This is a genomic window from Rothia sp. HMSC069D01 (assembly GCF_001810135.1).
In the GTDB taxonomy this organism is placed as follows: Bacteria; Actinomycetota; Actinomycetes; order Actinomycetales; family Micrococcaceae; genus Rothia.
On the sequence record NZ_KV800108.1, the window covers coordinates 539,554 to 560,183 of the forward strand.

The window sequence follows — 20,630 nt, forward strand, 5'->3', positions numbered from 1 at the left end:
CCGCGAAAAGCCACATGTGTTTCGAGAAGCCACGTCTTTGGTGGCTTTTCGAAACACATGTGGCTTCTCGGCGATTAATTAGAAGTTCAGATCTCCTAGGTGGCCGGCAACCTCATCCACAACATCCGTAAACACAGCACCGGCGCGCTCAATCACCGGGCGGAAACGCAACAGCTTACCGCGAATCTGCACCTTCAGCTTAGCCTTGCCGGTGTTATCCGCAGCGTCCAGAGCCGCAGCATCCGCAACGGAGTCCTTCAGCTGGCGAGCCAACATCACAAGCTCATCCTCCGTCAGAACCTGAGTCAGAATGTCGATTGCGCACAGCTCGTCGTAGACTCGGACCTCGCGAGCAGACAGGCCCAGGCGGCGGCCACGTTCGGCGTCATTCTCAGCCTCGGTAGCCAGCGAGCGAACAGCGAGCAGCAGCTCTTCAAGCTCCTTGCTGCTCTTATTCTCAAAGGCGTTGTAGCGCTTGAGCAGCTCTTCCAGACGCTTCATGAAGTAGACGACTCGTGCCTGCTGGCCTTCCAGGGAGTTCTGGATCTGCATGGTCACCAGATCGGCGGCATTCTGAGCTACCAGAGCGGCCGCATCCGTGCCGGACAGCTGCTCGATTGCCGAATCGGTCAGCTGACGCAGGTCGATAACGCTCTCACCGTTGGCATTCACCGTGATGATGTTGGTGCCACCGGTCTCCACGGCCTCGTTGAACAGGCGTTCCATCTGCTGCTTGATTTCTTCAGCGCTGATGGTCTGTTCAAAAGCACGGTCGGTCAGGCGGCGGTTCTTCACGCCCTTGTGTACTTCACGCAGGAATTCGAGCCGCGCAATCATGGCCGGGGTGAGGACCTTAGATACTTCCTCCTTGTCCTTGAGGGGAATGAGCTGGCGGTACAGGTCGATGATGTGGCTCAGGAGCTTAGTGACCTGCGGTGCATCACCGTGAGGTGCGCGTTCCGCGTCCTGCTCGTAACCCAGGATCTTGCTCTGTACCAGGGTCAGCATGCGTTCGTATTCCCGCGGGTCTACGCCATTTCCGCGGCTTTCAGCCATGGCGTACCAGTCGATGCCCAGGTATTCGGTGAGCTGCGCGTAGGAGGTTTTGAAGTCTTCCAGCAGCTTCTCGCCGCGGGTTACGGGGTTGAAGTTGACCTCTTCACCACCGGTGGCGTACTGCTTCAGGGCCTTGCGCAGGTTGGTGTGCAAGGGCAGGAAGCCAACAATCAGACCGGACTGCTTTTCCTTGTAGGTGCGGTTGATGCGGGCGATGGTCTGCATCAGGTTGTGTTCCTTCTGCAGACGGTCCATGTACATGGTGTGCAGTACGGGGGCGTCAAAGCCGGTGAGCAGACGATCGGCCACCACAATGATTTCCAACTGGTTTTCGGGATCCTTGATGCGACGCTCAACCGCACGGGAATCGGCCTTGTTGCGGCGGAAGGGTGCGAGCTCCTCCGTGTCGCTCGTGGTACCGGAAATCAGCACCTGCACGCGGCCACCGTTGATGTCTTCGGGGCCTTCGGGGGCCCAGTCGGGACGCTTCTCGATGATTTTGTGGAAGAGTCGCACGGCGTGCTCACGACCGGAGGTAACCACCATGGCCTTGCCGATGCCGCCGCTCATTTCTTCACGCATGAGCTCGCGGCGTTCTTCCCAGTGCTCGACAATGTTCTTCGCGACCTCGTCCAGACGCTCGTCAGAGGCCAGCAGCTTCATAATCTGGGTCTGCTCAAGCTTGGTCTTATTGGCCATTTCGAGTTCCAGCGCATCAGTCAGCTCCTCAATGGACTGGCCGATTTCTTCGCTGCCTTCAGTGGTTGCCATCTTAATGTGGCGCGGCTGGTAGAGCAGCGGGACAGTTGCGCCTTCTTCAATGGCGCGGTCGAAGCCGTAGGTGTGAATGTAGTCGCCGAAGACTGCGGTGGTGTTACCGGTCTTGTTGTCGATGGGGGTGCCGGTGAACGCGATGTACTTGGCGTTGGGCAGGGCGGTGTTGAGGTTGTGTGCGTATCCTTCCAGGGTGTCGTAGTGGGAGCGGTGTGCCTCGTCCACCATGACGATGATGTTCGAGCGGTCGGAGAGCTGCGGGAACTTCTCGTCGGGGTCTTCCATGCCGAACTTCTGCAAGGTTGTGAAGAAGATACCTCCGGACTGGATGTCGTTCAGGCGGTTCTTTAGTTCACGGCGCGAATCGAACTGGACGGGTTCCTCGGGGAGCATGTCCTTGGCGTTCAGGAAGGTCGTGTAGAGCTGGCTGTCCAGGTCGGTGCGGTCGGTGACCACGACGATGGTGGGGTTGTGCAGCGCCTTTTCACGCATGGCGGCGCGGGCGAAGAACAGCATGGAGTAGGACTTGCCGGAGCCCTGGGTGTGCCAGACGACGCCTACCTGTCCCCTGCCGGTGTGGGTCTTCACGGCGCGGTCGAGTGCCTCGCGGACGGCGTAGTACTGGTGTGCCTTGGCGAGGATCTTGACGTAGGACTTGCTGCCTTCTTCGCTGCCGGTGCCTACGAAGAGGGTGAAGTGGCGCATCATGTCGAGCAGAATTTCGGGGGTTCCGAAGGCCTGGATGATGCGGTTGAGCGGGGTGCTGTGCTGGCCGTTATCGTCGTGGTAGGTACCGTTGGGGGTTTCTGCACCTTCGGCGTTGTAGTTCCACTGGGCGGTGTGCGAGAGCGGGGTGCCGATGGTGCCGTAGCGTGCGTGGTCGGCCTGCCCCATGATGGTGACGATGTTGTAGATGAATGCCTGCGGGATTTCACGCTGGTAGGTGTTCATCTGGTTGTAGGCTTCGGTGAGCTTCTTGTCCTGATCTTTGAGCTCGATGATGCCTACGGGCAGGCCGTTGCAGTAGAGCACCACGTCCAGGCGGTAGGTGCGTCCGCTGGAGAAGACGGTGACCTGCTGCGCCGCCAGGTAGGTGTTCTGGGCGGGGTCTGCGGATATGACCTGCAGGTTGCGGGTGCGCAGGGTGCCGTCGGGTGCCTTCATTTCCACGGGGATGCCGGCGCTCATGTAGCCGAGAGCTTCTTTGTTCTCAGCCATAATGTTGGCGCTGCGGCGGCGAGTCAGGGTGGTGTAGGCCTTCTGCACGTGGTCTTCGGTGGCGTCCGGGTTGAGGCGGCGCAGGGCTTCCTTGACCTCGCCGGGGATGATGAGGGATTCACGGGATTCACGGCCGTGACGGAACGCCTTGTAGTTGGGCAGAATCGAGTCCGGAACGCGGGTTGCCCGTACGCGCTCTTCGTAGGTGGTGTCTGCCTGAATACCGGATCCGTTGGTTAGCTCCCAGCCCTTATCTGCGAGTTCAGAGAGGACGCTCAGTTCCCAGTTCTTTTCAGCCACGGTGGCTCCTTTCGTTGCTGGTGTCTTGCACCTTGCATGTTGTGTGAATACTTTGCCTGTGTGCCGGTTGCTCATTTTCTGTGGTGAGCTGTGCGGCGTTGTATATCTCTAGAATGCCTGATGACGAGGGGGAATGTCGTTATTGTGTTTTACCCCGGGGTAAGCGAACGCGCTGAGGTGCTGGGTTGATTACCCCGGGGCGCACTGTTGAGGGGAGTATCCGGGCAGTTAGTGGGGCTGTTCCTCGTCGGATTCTCCTGGAGTGGATTCTTCTGAAGTGGCCATTTCAGCCGCCAGAGCTTTCAGGGCTTGTCGGATTCGCGCAGCTTCTTCTGCCTCAAGGCGTTTCCGCTCAGCATCGGCCTCCCAGGTGGAGCGAAGGTCTAGGCGATTAGCCATGAGGTCCCGTTCGTAACGTCCACGGACGGCACGCACATGCTGCAAGGCTTCAGCCAGGGCGGCTTCCACCTCGTCGAAGGCGTTGAGTTCCTGAGTGAGGTAGCGTGCAACGGGGTGGGTGACGTATGCATCCGCGTTTTCGGGTGCGTCACCTGCGGCCTCGGAGTTTTCGGCTTCAGCATCATCAGGCTTTTCGCTGAACCATTCGAGGTCATTGTTGTTCCACGCCAGACCGTCAATATGGGGCAGCGGTTGCTTCTCCCAGCCCTTGATGTCTGTGCTGGTCTTGCGCTTTTCGGGGGCAAGGTGGGTGCTAATCCTGAGGGCGGTGCCTTCGGCTAGGCCGTTGAGGAGCGCTCGCAGAAGGTTCGTGAGCAGCTGGGCGCGCTGAACGTATTCGCTGGTGGCGTGCAGGCTGGAGCGGCTGGGGGTGTAGTGGCGGAATCGGAGTACGGTCATGCCCGGGCCGATGGCCTCTCCCCCGTGTTCGCTCAGGTAGACGGCGGGACCGCCGTAGGCCTGGTCGTAGGCGGGGTAGATGACAATGTCGTTGGCCTGGGTGAGCTGGGTGCCTTCGGTCAGGTCGAGGGCACGCAGGTAGTGGCTCTCAGCGGGCAGCACACCGTAGCGTGCGTAGTGGCCAAGGGCGTGCGCATCGAGAACACGGATGCGTTTCTTGTTGTTTTCGACGTCGCCGTAGCGTGTGCCGGTGATCTGGCGGCCGGTGATTTTGGTGAGTACTTTCTCGGTTTTGATGAGCTGGTTGATGGTGATGTCGTATTCTTCGCCGTGCGGAATGGACCGTTCGTCTTCGGGGGTGCGAAGGTGCGGCACGCTTACAGGCAGGCCGGTGGGGAGAATTTCGAGGAGGGCGGGTAGGTCTCGGGTGAGGCTGGTGAGTAGGCTGAGGCTTTCTTCGGGGGTGTTGTTGGAGACCGGGTTGATGTGCAGCTCGTCGAAGGAGGCGTTTTTGAGCGCGTCGGAGGCTACGATGACGCCGCGGGTGATGTCTTCGGTACCGATTTCTCCGCGTTCGAGGTAGCCGCGGGCGGTGTTTGCGACGAGTTCGGCGACGGAAGTCAGCACCGGCATGCTGGAGCGTTCGGCGAGGGTGTAGAGTTTCTCGTCGTCGAGGGAGCCGAGGTAGACGGATCCCTGGGGTTTGGTTCCGGTCGCGAAGATGCTGAAGAGGCCCAGGCCGAGGCGGGTTTTGGTGTTGACTTTGAGGTGTTCGGGGCCGAGGTCGATGACGGCGCGTAGGCGCATGCCGTGGTTGCCGGGCTGCACGGTGATGGCGGTGAGGAAGTCGTCGACGAGCTTGTCTTGGCGGGTTTCTTCGCCGCGGTGTGCGGCTTTGAGGTGGCGGCCGAAGCCTGCGAGCACGTCTAGGGGTGCCAGCACGGCGAGGCGTTCGCCGGCGCGCACCGGGTAGGTAATGGCTCCGTCCGTGCCGATGTTTTCGTCGACTGTGTAGGCGAGGTCCTCGAGGGCGACCCAGGCGTCTTCCTGCTGCGCGGCGAGGTCGTCGGGGCTGCCTGCGGGGGTGTCGAGCGGCAGGATGATGAGGTGGTTGGCGGGTGCCTCGGGCAGGGTTGCTGCGGGTTCGGGTGCTACCGATTCGGAAGCTCCGGCGGTGCGAGACTGCTGTGTAGCCCAGCGTTCGGCATGGTAGAGGTCGGCGGCCTGCCGTTCGGCGGAGTCCTCGTTGGTTAGGAGCAGGTAGCAGAGGTAGAGGGTGAACGCGGCGCGGCGTTCATCCGCCAGTGCACCGGAGCCGTTACCGCCGGTGGCGCTGAAGGCGATGGCCTGGTGGGCTTGGGGCTGGTAGGCGACGAGGTGCGAGGCCGTTTCGTAGCTGGCGTAGCTTCCGTGCAGGATGAGGTTGCGCTGTTCGGCGTGGTTGCCGGTGAGGCCGCTACCTGTGTGGGTGGCGTAGGAGCCGGCGTTGAGGAAGTCTGCGACGTAGCGGATGAGCTCGGCGTCGGGCAGGGCGTTGGTGCGGTCTGCGGCGGCGAGTGAGGTGTGGATGCTGTTGAGGGTTTCGTGGGGGTGGGCCCCTGCGTAGTATCCGGCGGCGAGGGCGTAGCTGGTGAGCAGCTGCGCTTCGTCTGCGGTGAAGGTGCCGCGGGCGGTGCGGAGTGCGGGTACGAGCAGTTCGTTGAGGATGGGGTGCAGGGCTTCGGATGCAGATTCGATGGACTGCTGTAGTTCTTCTTCAGCGTCTGCGTTGGGCTCGGGGTTGAGCAGGGTGAGGAAGGTTTCTTCGGACCCGCCCCAGGTGCCTGCGAGGAGCACGAGGGTTGCGATGAGTGCGAGGAGTTCGCGGTAGTTGCTGCTGTGCGGGTGATCGGTGCTGAAAGTGGCGGCTACGACGCGGGCGAGCATGCGCGCGGTGATATTTTCGAGGATGTACCGGTCGTAGGGGTAGCTGCCGGGCCACTTTTTGGGGTCGGGCAGGTGCGTCTCGTGCAGGTAGCGCAGGATGGGTGCGAGGGGCACGGGGGCGCCCTGCGGGAGGTTGGGGCAGCACTGTTTGACCCAGGTGTTGACGGTGGGTTTGGTGACGATGCCGACGGCTTCGGTGAGCTGGATGCGTGAGAGGCTGTAGGGTGCGACAAGTTCAGCTAGGGCGCTGTAGGTGGAGTTGTTGGGCCGGTAAGTTCGGTGGTTGGTGGTTGCCATGGTAGCTCCTTTGCTGAGGCGGTCGTGAAGTAGGTGATTGCGTGGTAGCGGGATGGCACGCCCTGCCCGGTCGGTGTGAACCAACCGGGCAGGGCGGATGCGGCGCTCCCCTAGCGTCTAGTCAATGAGGCGCTTAATGAGAGCGTCACGGGTTTCAGCAAGCTGAAGGTTCTCTTGTTCAAGAGAGAAAATCTCTTGTTCAACACTTGTTAGAAAATCTTCTACGCCGTTAGAAATAGCAGTCTCACTGAACGGTATATCCAGCTCGGAGAGACCCTTTTTATTAATGGCACTAAAAATTGTTCCTTCACCCTCGAATTTCTCCCAGAGATTAGGATTAGTTTTCAGAGTGTAGAAAAGAGTATTTTCCTGGCCACACGATGAGCGAATAGCTGCCAGACCTCGCCCAACACAACATGCTTCAACCGAACGATTAAGAGCACCAATCGGAGCACGAACACTGAACAGAATATCCAGCGGTTCTGCCATTCGAGTTGCAGCAGTTGTATATGTGCGCGGTGTGGGGTACCTGAATCCAAAATCTTTTTTACCTTGGAAAAAGAGAACTCCAGAACCCTCAGTGTTTAGAGTCTCTCCCTTCGGAGATTGACCCATAACTATATGAGCAATGTCATTAAGTTTCTGAGTTTTTTGAACTGACTTTAGATACTTACGGGTTGCTGCCTCCCCCAAGGAATCTAGTGTCTGGATGAGGCGGGTGTTTGCTTCAATTTTGTCGTCGAGCGAGCCCAAAATCCCGGCAATCCGTTCCTGCTCTTCTAGAGGGGGAAGAACAATATCAACTGACTCAAATGTCTTTCTATTAACCGTAGAGAAAATAGAACCATGAGAATTCTGTCGAAGTTCTCCAATGACAGTTAACAACAGGTAATACAGATAATTCTGGGAAAGCCCGTCGAAGTTCGAACGAATACCAAAACATGACTGGTTGAAAGCCATGGGTGCGGTAAGTTGAGCAAGCTCACCAACAGTACCTCGAGCCGAAAGAATAAGGTCTCCCGGATTCAGTAATTTGGTTGAGCTATTTTCAAGACCCAGTTGCGTGATGCTCTTAGAAGCATGGCTAACATACCTTGAATCTCCAGAAAAATCGACAACAGAAAGCCAGGGAATTGAACCATTCCAGTACTCTTCAACAGTCGTCTTAGGGGTGCCACCGCCAATTAGCTCAATAACGTCTGATAGACGATGCTCAGTCCACCCCGCCTCACGCTGAGCGTCCGACAGTACAGCCACTACAGCTCACCATCCTCAAGGTCCAGCGAGGCCAGCTGCTCACGCACGACCGCGCCCAAACGCTCCGACTCAGCGAACTGCTCCAGCAGCTGCTCACGCAGACCGGCAATACGCGCATCCAGCTCCTGGGCGCTCTCACCCTCAGACACAGCGCTACCCACGTAACGGCCCGGAGTCAGCACAAAGTCCTGCTCCCGCACATCCTCAAGCGACGCCGAGAAGCAGAAACCAGCCTCATCCTCATACACGCCAGCAGTCGGCTCCTCGCCAGCCTTCACCAGCGAACCGTCCGCGTGATACATCGACGGCATACCGCGCCACGCACACCACGTATTCGCAATCTTCGCGATATCCTCCTCAGAGAACACACGCTCAGTACGAGACACCATGTGGCCCATCGAACGGGCATCCATAAACAAAACCTGACCCGAACGGTCCACAGAACCATTCACACCGGCAGACTTATCCTTCGACAACAACCACACACACGCCGGGGAGCTCGTCGTCGTAAACATATTCGGCGGCAACACCAACACAGCAGCCACAGCATCGCCCTCAACCATGGCACGACGAATACCGCCCTGACCACCAGTATCAGCAGTCAACGAGCCATTCGCCATCACCACAGCAGCTGAACCCTTCACATCCAGCTTCGACCACACGTGCTGCAACCACGCAAAATTAGCGTTATTCTTCGGCGGCACACCAAACACCCAGCGCAGGTCATCCTCAACCCGATGCCATTCCTTGATATTGAACGGCGGGTTCGTCAGCACGTAATCAAAACGCTCACCCGGGTGCGAATCCTCAGCGAACGTATCACGCCAGCGGTCACCCACCGAACCATCAATACCGTGAATCGCCAAGTTCAGGCGCGCCAAACGCCAGGTCGCCTGGTTACGCTCCTGACCATACGCCAGCACACGCTGCTCACCCTCACGGCGGCCATCAAACGCGCCACCGGCACGGTGCACAAAATTATTCGACTGCACAAACATGCCGCCCGAACCACAGCACGGATCATACACGCGGCCACTCATCGGCTGAATCATGCCCACCAGGGTGTTCACCACGGTCGTCGGGGTGTAGAACTCGCCGCCCTTCTGACCCTGCGCACGAGCAAACTTACCCAAGAAGTACTCGTACACGAAGCCCAGAACATCCTTCGACGAGGAATGCTCACCATCACGCACCGCCGCAAAGTTTGCGTTCGACAGCAGGTCAATCACCTGCGCCAGGGTGCGCTGCTCCACCTTCTCACTCGCATACATGGGCTCCAGAGCACCACTCAGCGGCGGGTTCTGAGCCATAATCTCATCCATAGCAGAGTCAACCAGCTCACCCACACGGTCACCCTTCGCCTGCTTTACCAGGTCAGACCAGCGGGCACCGACCGGCACGTAGAACGCATGGCGGGCGTGGTAGTACGAAGGGACCTCCAGCTCCTCAGCCAGAGCCTCACCCTCAAGGCCGTACTCCTCAGCCAGCATGTGCTGAACATCTTCACGTGCCTTATCGAAGGTGTCGCCAATGTACTTCAAGAAGATCAGGCCCAGCATGAAGTCACGGTAACCGCCGGACTCCATGGAACCGCGCAGAATGTCCGCGGACTTCCACAGCATCTCCGCCAACTCAGCCGGAGTGGTAGGGGCACCCGACCCCTGAGATACAGGCTCTTTTGCCATTATTGCGCCTTTCAACGTCACCGGGGGTGGACCCCAGATGTCCTCAATGTAAGTGTCTAACTATCTATTATCCCTGCTGGCCGGAGGTGAGGTGGCCGGGGTGGTCATCTCCCCCTCCTCCCCTCTCTTTCCGCCGAGAAGCCACATGTGTTTCGAAAAGCAACATGTTTGGTGGCTTTTCGAAACACATGTGGCTTCTGGAGACTGCTATAAAGCGCCCTCCCGCAGGAATTCAAAGAATATACTCCCTTTCCCCCGCACCCAGTCCGATAATTTTTCGCTTACCCCGGGGTAAATCAAAAAATCTCAGCTACCCTAAACCCTCCCCCTATTGTGGAGGTACAAGGTCACTGCACGACACCGCACCACCTGCCCCGGTGCAGGCCCAAACGGGCCGGGGCAGCCCCTCCAGATAGGAGAAAAACTCATGGACTTTATCAGCAAGGTTATATTGATTTGTTTCCCTCTGCTCACCGTTATCTTTGCGCTCCCCGCTGCTATCATGCAATTCGCCACTAATATCTTGAACTTCCGCGCAGCACGCTTAAAGTACAATGACGCCAAGAGGGCAGCCGCCACCCCCGGAGCGGGAAATACCACTCAGAAGCTCAGCGTCGGCACCATCAACGGCAATGGCAACCACGTGCACAACACCCACCAGCATGTAGGCAACGGCTCCGCAGCCATTAGCGGCGACGGTAACCGCACCGCCATCGACAACAGCCAGCACACGCACAACCACGCCTCCTCCAAGGGAACGCAGGCAAGTAATGACGATGCCTTCGACAGCATCGCACTTGCTGTTGTTGGCAGTCTCCTTATCGCGGGTGCGTTCCTCATCAGCTGGCCCACTATCAGCTGGATCCTCGCAGCCTGCTGGGTTACCTGTCTCGTACTCATCGGTTGGCAGGTAAAGCTTCTCAGCCCTAAGAGCATCAACTCACCTGAATCTGCCATTCTGAATGTGCTCTACCCTGCATCCCTGCTGGCGATTGTTGGCGGCACCTGGCTCGCTCTCCTCGGGGCAGGTAAGTACAACATGGCGACCATCTACACCACCGTCAGCGGACACTACGAGTCTCACCCTCAGGGCAGTATGGTTGCGCGTTTCATTCAGGCAGTTACTGCGTCATACGGTACTGCAGGGTTCACCCTGATTATGCTCAACCTGCTTGCTGCCCTCTTCATGCTGGGGACTTTGATTCAGTGCTTCAAATACTCGATTAACGTAGTAATTGCAGTCCGCCGTGGCACCGTCACCAACCTCTCCATTCAGGAGGCAAGCATGAGCTTCTTCCTGGCTATTGTGAGCCTGGTAGTATGCCAGCCTGCACTTGCCGAGCTGATTGTTTCGCAGTTCAACAGGTAGCATCCGGTAGGTAAAGTACCGGGCCGTATTCGCTCAACTTATCCACACCCCTCTCGTCGAGAAGCCACATGTGTTTCGAAAAGCCACGTTTTTGGTGGCTTTTCGAAACACATGTGGCTTTTCGGCGTAATAACTAAACGTAACACTTGAACATAAATACTCTCATTTGATGCAATTAAAGCATGTTTACCAGAGAAGAACTATCAATGATGATACGCACCCGCACCGAACTCATCACCTCAGCCACCCACACGCGAATCACCCTGAGCCACGCCCTCAACCGCGGCGAACTCACCCGCATCTCAAAAGGGCACCTTCTCCCCACCCAAACCTGGAACAACCTACACCCCAACGACCAGCACTACGTGTGCATCCTCGCCCACCTCAACGAATACCCCGCCAACATCCTTGCCGCTCAAAGCGCAGCCATCGCCTGGGGCATCTCCTCCCTCAGCCCACCACGTCACGTTCAAGTACGAGGGACCGGAGGCGGCCGCCGAGAAAACATCCAGCGCATCCAAGACACCCTCACCGCGGACAGCCCCATCGTGTACACGCCCGAAGGGATCCCCACCGTCACACCACTAACAGCTATCATCACCTGCGTGAAAACGCTTCCCTTTCGCGCCGGGCTCGTTCTGGCCGAAAGCGCCCTTCAACGCTTCGCTCAGGAACCGGAGATGCTCACCTACGAGAAGCTCAAGAAGGAGCTCTCATCTGCATCTGGCCGCGGGTGCCGAACCGCCCGCCTCGTCGGACATGAGCTCAGCCCACACTCAGAATCCGTTGCTGAAACCTGCATGCGGTTACTTCTCGATGACCAGGGAATCCGATACAAGCAGCAAGAAACCATCATCTGCGAAGGTCATGCCTATCGAGTGGACTTTCTGCTACACACCACTAGCCTCCACGGCAGGCCCGTCATTCTGGAGGTAGACGGCAACGTCAAATACATCGCCAAAGAGGACCTGGTTCGGGAGAAGACCCGACAGGATCGGCTACTCCACGCGGGGTATGCTGTCATCCGTGTTTCTGCTAAGGATGCTATCTACCGTCCGAGGCGGGCCCTGCAGGTGCTGCGTACTGCTGGAGGGCCCCAAACTTAACCGCGAGAAGCCACATGTGTTTCGAAAAGCCACGTCTTTGGTGGCTTCTCGAAACACATGTGGCTTCTCGGCGGAGTATGAGGATGTTAGTCCAGCAGCGCGTCCACGAACGCTTCCGGGTCGAACGGCGCCAGGTCGTCCGGGCCTTCACCCAGGCCGATGAGCTTGACGGGAACACCCAGCTCCTCCTGAATGGCCACGACAATACCGCCCTTCGCGGTGCCGTCCAGCTTAGTCAGCACGATACCGGTCACGTCCACGATCTCGCCAAAGACCTTCGCCTGAACCATACCGTTCTGGCCGGTGGTCGCGTCAATCACGAGCAGAACCTCGGTGACCGGCGCTTCCTTCTCAATCACACGCTTGATCTTACCGAGCTGGTCCATCAGGCCAGCCTTGTTCTGCAGGCGGCCCGCGGTATCCACCAGCACGGTGTCGACGCCTTCCTCCTTACCGGTCTTAACCGCATCAAAGGCGACCGAAGCGGGGTCGGCGCCTTCCTTCTCGGAACGCACGGTCTTCACGCCCACGCGGTCACCCCAGGTGGTCAGCTGCTCGGACGCGGCCGCACGGAACGTATCAGCGGCGCCCAGGAGCAGGGTCTGACCGTCAGCGACCATCACGCGGGCAATCTTACCAACCGTGGTGGTCTTACCGACGCCGTTCACGCCAACGACCAGCACCACGCCGGGGTTGCCGTCGCTGCCGGCGGTCTTCAGTTCGCGGTCCATGTCGGGGCGAACGATCTTCACGAGCTCTTCGCGGAGCATCTTCTTCACGGCGGCGGGGTTGCTCGTACCCTCAACGCGCACGCGCTGCTGCAGCGCCTCCACCAGGCGGGTGGTCGGTTCAGAACCGAGGTCGGCGAGCAGCAGAGTTTCCTCAACTTCGTCCCAGACGTCCTGGTCGATGCGGTCGCGGGAGAGCAGAGCCAGCAGGCCCTTGCCGAGCATGTTGTTGGAGCGTGCCAGGCGGGCGCGCAGGCGCACCAGGCGACCCGCGGACGGGTCAGGCATATCAAGTTCAATAGCGCGAGGTGCCGAGCTTTCGGGTTCTTCCGCCGAACCGCCGGAGGCCTTAGCCGCCTCCTGACGCAAAGACTGCAGGTCCGCGGTCTTCTTGGGTCGGCGCAGAACGGCGAAAAGTATACCGGCGATAACCAGTACACCCAGCACGATTGCGCAAATCATCATCATCGTTTCATTCACACTACTAGCTTACCGGTTTGGGCGGTTTGACTGGTCGAGGTGACGCGCATGCCCGGCTGTCGGCGGAGTAGACTGGACACTGTTAAGTTTTTTAGCCGAACACATGATGGGCAGTTGCGGGTGGGGCCCGCGGCTGCCGTACGGCACCGCACTATTTCGAGGATGAGTATGAGGAACCCTGCCAAAACACCGCCTGTTTTTGACCCGCGCACGATTGACCCGAACCGTGTGCCGACCGGCTTGAAGGTTCTGATTGCTGCGTCGTTCATGATTGCGGTGGGTTTTGGTTTGGTGGCGCCGGTGCTGCCGAACTATGCGCAGAACTTTAATGCCACGGTCACCATGGCGACGATGGTGGTTTCTGCATTGGCGATTACGCGTCTGATTTTCGCACCGTCGGCGGGTCGGCTGATTACCCGCTGGGGTGAGCGTCCGGTGTACACGATTGGCATGCTGATCGTGTCGGTGACGTCGTTCATGATTGCGTTCGCTTGGGATTATTGGGTGCTGCTGGGTTCGCGTGCGGTGGCGGGTATCGGCTCGGTCATGTTCACGGTCTCTGCGATGGGTCTGCTGGTGCGTCTGTCCCCGGCGCATATGCGCGGCCGTATTTCGGGCTATTATGCGACGGCGTTCCTGCTGGGTAACCTGCTGGGCCCGGTGATTGCGAGCGCCCTGGCGCCGTTTGGTATGCGTGCGCCGTTCATTGTGTATGGTTTTTCGCTGCTGGCGGCGGGTCTGATTGTGTGGTTCTTGATGCCTTCGCAGGCGGCTCTGGAGGCGGAGCGTGACGCGATTATGGAGGCGGCGCTGCTGGCTGAGGGTAAGGGCACCGGGGTGCTGCCGTCGGCGGCGGGCTCCCCCGCTGGCGCCCAGGCTGGCGCATCCGGTAAGGGCGCTAAGCCTGCTGCATCCGGCGGCGCTGCTGGTAAGAGCGATCTGCCTGCGATGACGGTTCGTGACGCGTTGAAGTTCTCGAATTACCGTTCTGCGTTGGTTTCGAATTGGGCGATTGGCTGGTCGGTGTTTGGTGTGCAGTCGTCGATTATTCCGTTGGCGGCGGCGTATTTGGCGACGGGCGGTGACATGTCGGATTCGGTGGCGGCTACTCTGTTGGCGTCGTTGGCGATGGCGACGAACTCGTTTGGTAATGCGTTGACGCAGACGTTCTCGGGTCGTTTTTCAGATCGTTTTGGCCGCCGCGTCATGGCGTTTTCGGGTCTGCTGTTGGCGGGTTCTGCGGTGACGTTTATGGGTTTCGCGCCGGTGGCGTGGGTGTTTGTGTCGTTGACGGCGTGTCTGGGTATTGGTGCGGCGTTTATGGGTCCGTCGATTCAGGCTGCGGTGTCTGATGTGATTGGTACTCGCCGCAGTGGTGGTCAGGTGTTGGCGGTGTATCAGATGTGTAGCGATTTCGGTATGATTTTGGGTCCGCTGGTGGCTGGTTTGATTGCGGATGCGTGGGGCTTTGTTCCGGCGTTCATTATCAGTGGTTTGTTGCTGGTGGCGGCGGCGTTTACGTGGGCGCCGTTCCGTAAGGCGCGCTGGCCGAAGGATATTGCGGACGCGGACTATACGGGCCGCTAAGCACTCTATAACAAGTGAAAAGCCGGTGTCTGCTGTGAAGCAGGCACCGGCTTTATGTGTACGAAAGGCGAGCTGGCAGAGCAAGCCAACAACCTGGAACCCCAGACTCAGGCAAGCTAACCAGAGAAGGTAACCACGTACCAACCCCTACCTCAACCAACCCGAGGGGTAGGCGACCTAGAGGGCGTACCGGACACGCGAAGCGGGGGCTCCGTCCTCAAGGCGCCCCAGCGCCGCAGAGGGGGCACTCCCCCGCAAGCGGCGTCCGGTTATGCCTTCTCAAACAACTAACCCACGGAAGCCTCACTCCCCCGCGAGTGTGAACCGGTACAACCTCTCCAAACAACTAACCCACAGGCTAGCGGGTCACAGGCACCTTGGAGAATTCGCGCACGGTACCTTCGGGGTCGCCGGAGCGAACCAGCGCTTCACCGATGAGGATTGCATCCGCACCGGTACCGGCGTAGGCTCGCACATCCTCGATACCTGCAACACCGGACTCGGCAACCTTAATCACCGAGTCGGGCAGGTGCGCGGCGAGGGATGCGTAGTGCTCGTTATTGACCTCAAGGGTCTTGAGGTTGCGCACGTTGATGCCCACAATCTTGGCGCCGATGCGCTGGGCGACCTCAATCTCTTCGGGGGTGTGGGTCTCGACCAGGGCGTTCATGCCGAGCGACTCGGTGAGTTCCAGGAACTCGCGCAGGGTCTTCTCGTCGAGGGCCGCGACGATGAGCAGCACCAGGTCGGCGCCGTGCGCGCGGGCCTCCCAAATCTGGTACTCGTCGACGGTGAAGTCCTTACGCAGCACGGGGATGTTCACGGCGGCGCGCACAGCGTCCAGGTCGGCGAGGGAGCCGTTGAAGCGGCGCTGTTCGGTGAGTACGGAGATCGCTGCGGCGCCACCTGCCTCGTAGCGGGCGGCGAGCGCGGCGGGGTCGGGGATTTCGCCGAGGGCGCCCTTGGAGGGTGAGGAGCGCTTCACCTCGGAGATAATACGTGCGGTCGAGCCGTTGCCGCCGCCGGGTACCTCACCGCGCAGGGAGGCGAGCGCGTCACGGGCGGGTGCGGCGGCGAGGGCTCGCTTCTTCATCTCCTCGAGGGGAACCTGCTGTACGCGGGCGGCGAGGTCTTCGCGGACGCCAACGATGATGTCGTCGAGAACGGTGCTCATGGTGTCTCCTTGGGTTACTGGGCGGCGTTGACGGCCGCGTCCGCGTCGAGGGGTGCCAGGCCGGAGGCGGTCAGCACGGCGCGCAGCGGGGCAGCGGACTTGTTGACGGTTTCGAGGGCTTCGGAATCGGGGTTGGAGTCCATCACGAGGCCCGCACCGGCCTGAACGTAGGCGGTGCCTTCCTTGAGTACGGCGGTGCGGATGGCGATGGCCATGTCCATGTTGCCGGCGAAGTCGAAGTAGCCGCATACGCCGCCGTAGACGCCGCGGCGGGTGGGTTCGTATTCGTCGATGAGTTGCATCGCGCGAGGCTTGGGCGCGCCGGAGAGAGTACCGGCGGGGAACGCGACGCGCAGCACGTCGTAGGCGCTGAACTGCGGGTCGAGTTCGGCGCTGACGGCGGAGGAAATGTGCATGATGTGGCTGAATCGCTCAATAATCATGAACTGGTCGACGGATACGGTTCCGGGCTTGGCGATGCGCGAGAGGTCGTTGCGTGCCAGGTCGACGAGCATGAGGTGTTCGGAGCGTTCCTTCTGGTCGGCGAGCAGTTCCTCGGCGAGTGCGAGGTCTTCTTCGCGGGTTGCGCCGCGCGGGCGGGAACCGGCGATGGGGTGGGTGCTGGCGATGCCGTCCTTGAGGGTGACGAGCGCCTCCGGGGAGGAGCCGACGATGTGGAAGGGGGTGCCGTTGCTGTCTTCAAAGTTGAAGAGGTACATGTAGGGCGAGGGGTTGGACTGGCGCAGTACACGGTACACGTCGAGTGCCTTGGCGTTGGTTTCGGCTTCGAATCGGCGTGAGAGCACGATCTGGAAGACGTCGCCGTCGATGATGTTCTTCTTGGAGCGGTCGATGGCGTCCTTGAAGCCCTGTTCGCTCCAGGTGAGGGTGACGTCTTCGCGGACCTTACGGTCAACGTCTGCCACGCCGGAGAGAGTGGAGGTGGTTGCGGTGGCGCCGCGCTGTAGGCGGCGGAGCATGCTGTGCAGGCGCGCGACGGCATCCTCGTAGGCGCCGTCAACGTTTTCGCTGGTGCCGTTGAAGTTGATGGCGTTGGCGACGAGCAGGACGGTGCCGTCCTTGTTGTCGTGAATTGCCATGTCGGAGACCATGTTGAGCGCGAATTCGGGCAGGTTCACGTCATCGGCGGGCGGGAACGGCAGGTGCTCCCAGTGGCGCACGACGTCCCAGCCGAGGTAGCCAACCAGGCCGGAGGTGAGCGGCGGCAGGGTCGGGTCGGGTTCGGTGTAGAGCATCTGCAGGGTCTTTGCGATGGCTTCTACGGGGTCGCCGTCGACGGGTGCGCCGGCGGGGGTGCGGCCCTGCCAGTGGACTGCGCCGTCAACGGTGGTGAGGGTGGAGCGGGAGGACGCGCCAATGAAGGAGTAGCGGTCCCAGGCTGCGGATTCGCCTTCTGCGGAGATTTTGGCGGATTCGAGCAGGAAGGTGCCGTGGGGTGCGTCGACGGGTTCGCCCTGGTCGTTTTGGAGTACGAGGGATCGGTAGATGCCGATGGGGGTGAGTGAGTCGGCGAGGATTTTGATGTGTACGGGAATGACGCGGGTGCCGGCTGCGCGGGCGCGGAATTCTTCGAGGGTGGGGGTGATGGTGCCCAAATCCTGCATTGCTGTACTCCTTGGTGTTGGGTTGGGAGCGCGTCTGTGCGCTGTGTCCCTTAGCTGCCGCGCGGGGTTTTTACCGGTACATGGGGTTTTACCGGTACATGGGGTACCGGGACATATGTTCCGGTGTGTATCTCTCTGGCGCATACTTGCCAGATCCATAGACGCCCGATAATGCCTGATAAATCCCGGTAAGCCCGGTGCGCGGGTTGTTTCAGTTTAACCGGTACTACGGCCCAGTTCCACGGTGAAGATTCAATAGTTCTCTTCGTGAAACTGAGCCGCGTACCGTTCAGCCGTGTTAGTTGCTGAACTGCTTGAGGGTTGCTGCGGTCTGCAGTGCCGCTGCGGTCGCCTCGTAGCCCTTGTCTTCGTTGGAACCTTCTAGGCCTGCACGGTCGAGTGCCTGCTGCTCGTTGTCGCAGGTGAGCACGCCGAAGCCGATGGGGCGGCCGGTCAGCACGGACACGTCGGTCAGGCCGTTGGTTGCGCCCTGGCAGACGTAGTCGAAGTGGGGGGTGCCGCCGCGGATGACCACGCCGAGCGCGACGATTGCGTCGAACTTCTCAGCGAGGCGGGTTGCTGCGACGGGCAGTTCGAAGGTGCCGGGAACGCGCACGAGGGTCGGCTCGATGCCTGCGTCGCGTGCTGCACGCTGCGCACCGTCGATGAGGCCGTCCATGACCTGGGTGTGCCAGCTTGCCGCTACGATTGCGAGCTTGAAGCCCTTGTAGTCTTCGGGGTTGAGGGTGGTGTCTGCTGCGCCTACGCCGCTCATTGTGTTCTCCTTGTGGGTTTTTGGTTTTTGAAAAATTAGGGGTTTGCAGGGGTGCCGCTACGCGCTTTTGAGCACGTGGCGCATGCGCTCACGCTTGGTCTGCAGGTAGTGTGCGTTCTCGACTCGGGCGGGAATTTCGTCCGGGATGAGTTCGGTGACCTGCAGGCCGAGGCTTTCGAGCGCCTCCTGCTTGGCGGGGTTGTTGGTCACGAGCCTCAGCTCGTTCACGCTCAGTTCCTGCAGGATCAGTGCCGCCTGCGAGTAGTCGCGCATGTCGCCGTCCAGGCCGAGCGCCAGGTTCGCGTCGAGCGTGTCGAGTCCGGCATCCTGCAGCGCGTAGGCGCGGAGCTTGTTGACCAGGCCGATGCCACGTCCTTCGTGGTTGCGCACGTAGATGAGGTACCCGCCGGTGCGGCCAATGATGCGCAGGCCGTTCTCCAACTGGGGGCCGCAATCGCATCGGAATGAACCGAAAATATCGCCGGTGGCGCATTCGGAGTGGATGCGCACCGCGGGCGCTCCCCCGTCCTCGGCGGGTACGGGGGTGCCGTCACGGTCGAGGGCACGGGCACTGAGGTGCTCGGCGCCGTCTGCAAATCGCCAGGCGCGCAAACCGAACACACCCTGCGGGGTGGGTACGGCGACCTCTTCGGTGCTTTCTACCAGCAGCGGGCTGGGGTTGGGCACCATGTCGAGGGGGCTGACTCGGTAGCCTTCAGCGAGCTGGGAGGCGATGCGCAGGGATTCGGCGCTGAGCTCTTCAGCCTGCGCCTCAACCGGCTCGACCAGGGTGCCCGGCTCTGCCAAGGTGACAGCCGCGGGGGTGCTCAGCTCTGCGGGAGTGCCTGGCGTTGCTTGGGTGTTAGGGGTTTCGCTCATGCGTTCTCCTACGCCTTAGCTACGTACTTGATGAGGTCTTCGATAGAGATCATGGGCAGGTTGTGCTCGGTGGCGAAGGCGCGCAGTGCGTCGAAACGCATCATGGAGCCGTCGTCGTGCACGACCTCGGCGATAACGCCCACACCGGACAGGCCCGCCGCGAGGGAGAGTTCCACTGCGGCTTCGGTGTGGCCGGGGCGCTCCGCCACGCCGCCGTCCACGGCGCGCAGCGGGAAGATGTGGCCGGGGCGGGTGATGTCCGCCGGACTGGAGGAGGCATCGGCAAGAATCTGCACGGTGCGTGCGCGGTCCGCCGCAGAGATGCCGGTGCTCACGCCGGAGGCCGCATCGCAGGAGACGGTGTAGGCGGTGCCTTTGGGGTCCTCGTTGTTGGTGACCATGGGCGGCAGCTTCATCTCGTCGGCACGCTTGTTGCTCATGGGGGCGCACACCACGCCGGAGGTGTAGCGAATCATGAAGCCCATCAGCTCGGGGGTTGCGTGCTCGGCGGCGAAGATGATGTCGCCCTCGTTCTCGCGGTCCTCGTCGTCCACCACGACCACGGCGCGACCGGCGGCGATAGCGTCCACCGCGGTCTGCACGCTGTCGAGAACGCTTGCGGCGTCGGCGCGGCGGGGTGCAACCTGCTCACCGGAGTGCGCAGAGTCAGCCTGGGGCACGCCTGCGAACGCGGTCAGGCGCTGCACGTACTTAGCGAGCGCATCGGTCTCAAGGTTCACGCTGTCGCCGACCTTGAGCGCGCCGAGGTTGGTTGCCTTCAGGGTTTCGGGAATCAGACCGACCTCGAACCATGCGGGGGTAACACCGGGCTCAGAAACGGCGGTGACGGTCAGGGACACGCCAGAAACAGCGATGGAGCCCTTCTCCGCGAGCAGGGGTGCCAGCTCGGCGGGCAGGTTGAAACGCAGGGTGCTCCACGCCTCGTGCGCGGTGACGGATGCGAGGGTGCCCACCGCATCCACGTGGCCCTGCACGACGTGACCGTCGAGGCGGCCACCGGCGGGCAGGCAGCGCTCCAGGTTGACGGTGTCGCCGGGGTTCAGGTTGCCGAGGTTGGTGCGGCGCAGAGTCTCACCCATAGCGTAGGCGCGGAACTGGCCGGGCTGCAGCTGGTCGAGGTCGATAGCGGTGAGGCATACACCGTTGACGGCGAGGGATCCGCCGTGTTCGAGGTCGGCGACGATGTCTCCGGCGTTGAGGGTCAGGTAGGCTGCGTCGCTACCTTCGATGGGGGTGATGGATTCTACGGTGCCGAGGGCGCCAATAATTCCGGTAAACATGTGTGCTTTCCTTTTCTCGCCGTGTCCGCCGGGGCGTCGTCGTTGAGGGCGACGGGCGGCGATGGTTTGTTCGTCGGTATAACTATACGTATTTTTCGAATATTCCCCGTGACGGGGAGCTTTTGTGCCAGCATACGAACCAGCCGGCACAAACTAGCCGGGCGCAGGCGGGGGGTCCTTGAGGTACTACTCCCCCGCCCGCGCTCAGCCGAAGGGAGACTAGCCCAAGCGGAGG

At 60.6% G+C, this 20,630-nt stretch carries 13 protein-coding genes; 3 read left to right on the plus strand and 10 right to left on the minus strand.

All coding sequences use genetic code 11. The annotated features are described in order from the left end of the window. Positions 1 to 78: 78 nt before the first annotated feature. From HMPREF2710_RS06650 to HMPREF2710_RS06665, 4 genes are all read right to left on the minus strand, one after another. Positions 79 to 3,348 carry a type I restriction endonuclease subunit R gene (locus tag HMPREF2710_RS06650; RefSeq protein ID WP_070600240.1) on the minus strand — a complete coding sequence of 1,090 codons (3,270 nt, stop codon included), beginning with the start codon at positions 3,346 to 3,348 and terminating at the stop codon, positions 79 to 81. 228 nt (positions 3,349 to 3,576) lie between these two features. After that, on the minus strand, positions 3,577 to 6,429 hold the full coding sequence (locus HMPREF2710_RS09505) for a hypothetical protein (protein ID WP_070600242.1): 2,853 nt from the start codon (positions 6,427 to 6,429) through the stop codon (positions 3,577 to 3,579). A gap of 117 nt (positions 6,430 to 6,546) precedes the next feature. Then, positions 6,547 to 7,686 (minus strand): restriction endonuclease subunit S, encoded by a 1,140-nt coding sequence (locus HMPREF2710_RS06660; protein ID WP_083303505.1) that lies wholly within the window; start codon positions 7,684 to 7,686, stop codon positions 6,547 to 6,549. Then, positions 7,686 to 9,371 carry a type I restriction-modification system subunit M gene (locus HMPREF2710_RS06665; RefSeq protein ID WP_070600246.1) on the minus strand — a complete coding sequence of 562 codons (1,686 nt, stop codon included), beginning with the start codon at positions 9,369 to 9,371 and terminating at the stop codon, positions 7,686 to 7,688. Before HMPREF2710_RS06665 ends, HMPREF2710_RS06660 begins: the two co-directional genes overlap by 1 nt. Positions 9,372 to 9,798: 427 nt before the next feature. Between HMPREF2710_RS06665 and HMPREF2710_RS06670 the strand changes: the two genes are divergently transcribed. After that, positions 9,799 to 10,740 (plus strand): hypothetical protein, encoded by a 942-nt coding sequence (locus HMPREF2710_RS06670; protein WP_070543103.1) that lies wholly within the window; start codon positions 9,799 to 9,801, stop codon positions 10,738 to 10,740. Positions 10,741 to 10,946: 206 nt separating this feature from the next. Next, the gene (locus HMPREF2710_RS06675; RefSeq protein WP_070600248.1) at positions 10,947 to 11,846 is read left to right on the plus strand and encodes a hypothetical protein; all 900 of its coding nucleotides are present in this window, start codon (positions 10,947 to 10,949) and stop codon (positions 11,844 to 11,846) included. An 86-nt stretch (positions 11,847 to 11,932) separates the two neighbouring features. On the opposite strand, the gene ftsY is transcribed toward HMPREF2710_RS06675, so the two are convergent. Further along, entirely contained in the window at positions 11,933 to 13,042 is a 1,110-nt protein-coding gene (gene ftsY / locus HMPREF2710_RS06680) for a signal recognition particle-docking protein FtsY (protein ID WP_070600251.1), read from the minus strand. A 180-nt stretch (positions 13,043 to 13,222) separates the two neighbouring features. On the opposite strand from ftsY, the gene HMPREF2710_RS06685 reads away from it, so the two are divergent. Then, positions 13,223 to 14,641 (plus strand): MFS transporter, encoded by a 1,419-nt coding sequence (locus tag HMPREF2710_RS06685; RefSeq protein ID WP_070600253.1) that lies wholly within the window; start codon positions 13,223 to 13,225, stop codon positions 14,639 to 14,641. Between the two features lie 358 nt (positions 14,642 to 14,999). On the opposite strand, the gene trpC is transcribed toward HMPREF2710_RS06685, so the two are convergent. From trpC to ribB, 5 genes are all read right to left on the minus strand, one after another. Next, complete coding sequence (gene trpC, locus HMPREF2710_RS06690) at positions 15,000 to 15,815, minus strand: indole-3-glycerol phosphate synthase TrpC (protein ID WP_070600255.1); 816 nt, start codon at positions 15,813 to 15,815, stop codon at positions 15,000 to 15,002. Positions 15,816 to 15,829: 14 nt separating this feature from the next. Then, the gene (locus HMPREF2710_RS06695) at positions 15,830 to 17,440 is read right to left on the minus strand and encodes an anthranilate synthase component I (protein WP_070600257.1); all 1,611 of its coding nucleotides are present in this window, start codon (positions 17,438 to 17,440) and stop codon (positions 15,830 to 15,832) included. Positions 17,441 to 17,738: 298 nt separating this feature from the next. Further along, complete coding sequence (gene ribH, locus HMPREF2710_RS06700) at positions 17,739 to 18,215, minus strand: 6,7-dimethyl-8-ribityllumazine synthase (RefSeq protein ID WP_005506244.1); 477 nt, start codon at positions 18,213 to 18,215, stop codon at positions 17,739 to 17,741. Between the two features lie 57 nt (positions 18,216 to 18,272). Next, a complete protein-coding gene (locus HMPREF2710_RS06705) occupies positions 18,273 to 19,094 on the minus strand; it encodes a GTP cyclohydrolase II (protein ID WP_141746614.1) in 822 nt (273 codons plus the stop codon). Between the two features lie 8 nt (positions 19,095 to 19,102). Then, complete coding sequence (ribB, locus tag HMPREF2710_RS06710; RefSeq protein WP_070600258.1) at positions 19,103 to 20,395, minus strand: 3,4-dihydroxy-2-butanone-4-phosphate synthase; 1,293 nt, start codon at positions 20,393 to 20,395, stop codon at positions 19,103 to 19,105. Between the last annotated feature and the right edge of the window lie 235 nt (positions 20,396 to 20,630).

What these genes read in the sequence shown, in the direction of transcription:
- HMPREF2710_RS06685 (WP_070600253.1), top strand. Translation starts at nt 13,223, where the DNA reads ATGAGGAACCCTGCCAAAACACCGCCTGTTTTTGACCCGCGCACGATT.
- ribB (WP_070600258.1), bottom strand. Translation starts at nt 20,395, where the DNA reads ATGTTTACCGGAATTATTGGCGCCCTCGGCACCGTAGAATCCATCACC.
- HMPREF2710_RS06695 (WP_070600257.1), bottom strand. Translation starts at nt 17,440, where the DNA reads ATGCAGGATTTGGGCACCATCACCCCCACCCTCGAAGAATTCCGCGCC.
- HMPREF2710_RS06705 (WP_141746614.1), bottom strand. Translation starts at nt 19,094, where the DNA reads ATGAGCGAAACCCCTAACACCCAAGCAACGCCAGGCACTCCCGCAGAG.
- HMPREF2710_RS06675 (WP_070600248.1), top strand. Translation starts at nt 10,947, where the DNA reads ATGATGATACGCACCCGCACCGAACTCATCACCTCAGCCACCCACACG.
- trpC (WP_070600255.1), bottom strand. Translation starts at nt 15,815, where the DNA reads ATGAGCACCGTTCTCGACGACATCATCGTTGGCGTCCGCGAAGACCTC.
- ribH (WP_005506244.1), bottom strand. Translation starts at nt 18,215, where the DNA reads ATGAGCGGCGTAGGCGCAGCAGACACCACCCTCAACCCCGAAGACTAC.
- HMPREF2710_RS06670 (WP_070543103.1), top strand. Translation starts at nt 9,799, where the DNA reads ATGGACTTTATCAGCAAGGTTATATTGATTTGTTTCCCTCTGCTCACC.
- HMPREF2710_RS09505 (WP_070600242.1), bottom strand. Translation starts at nt 6,429, where the DNA reads ATGGCAACCACCAACCACCGAACTTACCGGCCCAACAACTCCACCTAC.
- ftsY (WP_070600251.1), bottom strand. Translation starts at nt 13,042, where the DNA reads ATGATGATGATTTGCGCAATCGTGCTGGGTGTACTGGTTATCGCCGGT.
- HMPREF2710_RS06665 (WP_070600246.1), bottom strand. Translation starts at nt 9,371, where the DNA reads ATGGCAAAAGAGCCTGTATCTCAGGGGTCGGGTGCCCCTACCACTCCG.